Origin of the sequence: Dietzia cercidiphylli (genome assembly GCF_014145145.1) — a bacterium.
GTDB lineage: Bacteria > Actinomycetota > Actinomycetes > Mycobacteriales > Mycobacteriaceae > Dietzia > Dietzia natronolimnaea.
In genome coordinates, this window is record NZ_JAALEA010000527.1 from 1 (window position 1) to 2670 (window position 2670).

At 69.6% G+C, this 2670-nt stretch carries 4 protein-coding genes; all 4 read left to right on the forward strand.

The window, feature by feature from the left end; all coding sequences use genetic code 11:
• Nucleotides 1–283: 283 nt before the first annotated feature.
• Nucleotides 284–829: a ribosome maturation protein RimP gene (locus G6028_RS16880; protein ID WP_182659560.1), complete on the forward strand. Its 546-nt coding sequence runs from the start codon at nucleotides 284–286 to the stop codon at nucleotides 827–829.
• Nucleotides 826–1812, forward strand: coding sequence for a transcription termination factor NusA (gene nusA, locus G6028_RS16885; RefSeq protein ID WP_179525437.1), 987 nt, complete (start codon nucleotides 826–828; stop codon nucleotides 1810–1812). Before G6028_RS16880 ends, nusA begins: the two co-directional genes overlap by 4 nt.
• Nucleotides 1813–1952: 140 nt before the next feature.
• Complete coding sequence (locus G6028_RS16890; protein WP_182610233.1) at nucleotides 1953–2255, forward strand: YlxR family protein; 303 nt, start codon at nucleotides 1953–1955, stop codon at nucleotides 2253–2255.
• A gap of 166 nt (nucleotides 2256–2421) precedes the next feature.
• Nucleotides 2422–2670 (forward strand): translation initiation factor IF-2 N-terminal domain-containing protein (locus G6028_RS16895; protein WP_182610232.1); only part of this gene is annotated, 249 nt, incomplete at its 3' end.

Here is a 2670-nt window from a genome sequence, read left to right on the forward strand (position 1 = left end):
GCGGCGGCGAACTCGCGGGCGTCGCGGGCAGCGGCCGCGGCCAACGGCACCAGGGGGTCCGGCTCGTCGTCGACCAGGGGCAGGGCGCAACCACCGGTGGCCGCCACTCCGGTGGCGACCGCCGTCACCGCGACGAACCGTCGGCGCGACACGGGGGTGGTGGAGGAAACGGGCACCCCGACATCCTGCCAGGGCCCGTCGGACGCCGGACCGGGGGCGGTACAGTGATCCGGCCCGTCCGCAATCCGGATCGGCACCCACCAGCAGCGACGCCAGGAGCAACGTGATCGTCCCCGAGCCCGACAGGGCCCATATCCGTAGAGCGGTCGCCGACCGTGGACTCGAACTCGAGGAGATCCGGGAGGATTCACGGGCCGCCGACTGGCACGTGACCGTGGTCGTCGACGGCGACTCCGGTGTCACACTGGACGATCTCGCGACGCTGTCCACCGACCTCGACGACCTCGCCGAACAGTGGGGTGGGCCCGACCGGGCCGTGACGTTCGAGGTGACGAGCCGCGGCGTGGACGCCCCGCTCGAGGCACCCAGGCACTGGAGGCGGGCGCGCGGACGTCAGGTCGACGTGAGTTACGTCGACGGTGTCACCGACCCCGCCCGCGGGCGGATCGGAGACCTCGACGAGGAGACGGGGACCGTACGTCTGGTCCGCAGGTCGGGTCGTGGGATGCGTGTGGACTCGGTACCGTTGGACGACGTGGCACGCGCTGTGATCCGGGTCGAGTTCCGGCCCGCTCCGGAGGACGAACTCGCCCTCCTGTCGGAGCCCGCGGACCCCGGACGTGGCGTGCGAGAAGGAGAAGACAGTTGAACATCGACATGGCGGCGCTGAACATGTTGTCCCAGGAGCGGGAGATCCCGCTGGACGACCTGGTGCGGACGCTGGAGAACGCACTGCTCACCGCGTACAAGCGCACCGATGACGCGCACCGCGTCGCGCGGATCCAACTCGACCGGAAGGCCGGGACCGTCGCGGTCATGGCGGCCGAGGTCGACGACGAGGGCAATCGGATCGGCGAGTTCGACGCCACCCCGTCCGATTTCGGCCGGGTGGCCGCGGCGACGGCCCGGCAGATCATCCTGCAACGCCTGCGCGAGGCCGAGACCGAGCGGATCTACGGCGACCTGGTCGCCCGTGAGGGCGAGGTGGTCAGCGGGGTCATCCAGTCGGATTCCCGTGCGAACGCGCGGGGGATCGTCGTCGTGCACATCGGGCCCGAGAACGGCGGTACCGAGGGCACCATCGCACCGGCCGAGCAGGTCCCGGGCGAGACCTACCAGCACGGCGACCGCATCAAGTGCCACGTCGTGGGGGTGCACAAGGGGCCGCACGGTGCCTCCGTCTCCCTGTCGCGAACCCACCCCGATCTCGTCCGTGGACTCTTCGCCCTGGAGGTACCGGAGATCGGTGACGGATCCGTCCGGATCTCGGCGATCGCCCGCGAGGCCGGACATCGGACCAAGATCGCCGTGGAGACGACGGTGTCGGGCCTCAACGCCAAGGGCGCCTGCATCGGGCCGAACGGCGCCCGGGTCCGGGCGGTGATGGCGGAACTCAACGGAGAGAAGATCGACATCGTCGACTTCGACGAGGACCCCACGGTGTTCGTGGGTAACGCGCTCTCTCCGGCGAAGGTCATCTCCGTGACCGTCGCGGACGCCGAGACGAGGGCTGCGCGCGTCGTGGTCCCCGATTACCAGCTCTCGTTGGCGATCGGCAAGGAGGGGCAGAACGCCCGCCTGGCCCACCGGCTGACGCAGTGGCGGATCGACATCCACAGCGACGCGGAGTGACGTCCGGCACGGTCGCGGTCCACGCGGTCGGGCGCGCCGTTAGTGTCGATAGTCAACGACCTGTAGACTCACCAGATGTCACAGTGACTTCACGTCCACCCACTCGCGTGGGAGGGACGGCGAGAAACCGAGGCGGCCTCATGCGGGTGCATCACGACCAGCAGAAGGGCCCGGCCGAGGTGCCGGGTCCGGTGAGGACCTGCGTCGGCTGTCGCCGCCGGGATTCCGATTCCCGGTTACTGCGGATCGTTCACGATCCGCGGGCGTCAGCCCTCTCGCCGGACCCCGACCGGCGAGCGGTCGGGCGGGGAGCCTGGGTGCACCGTGACGAGCGGTGCATCGCGACAGCACTCGACCGCAAGGCCTTCACCAGGTCCCTGCGGGTCGCCGGGAACGTGTCCCAGGATGCGATCTCGGAGGTGCTCGAGACGCTATCGTCGTGAGCACGAGACCACCCGTCGGCCGCATGGGCCGACCGGGGGAGCACAAGAGAAGGAACGGACCAGACACGATGAGCACACCGTGAAGTTCCAGCGATGAACGTCCATCGAATGTAGACCGAGGTCGCGCGGCCAGCCCTGCCGTGAAGACCTCGCAGTGAGGAGAGCAGTGGCAGGCAAGCCCCGGGTACACGAGCTGGCAAAAGAGTTCGGTATCACCAGTAAAGAACTTCTGACGAAACTCCGCGATCAGGGAGAGTTCGTCAAATCCGCATCGTCGACCCTCGAGGCCCCGGTGGTCCGACGTCTCCGTGCGTCGCACGCACCGTCCGACGGTGGAGTCGACTCCGCGCCGTCGAGCCCCGGCTCCGGTGGACCCGCGGCGCTGAAGCCCGGCGCGGCGCCCACGCCGGCCCCG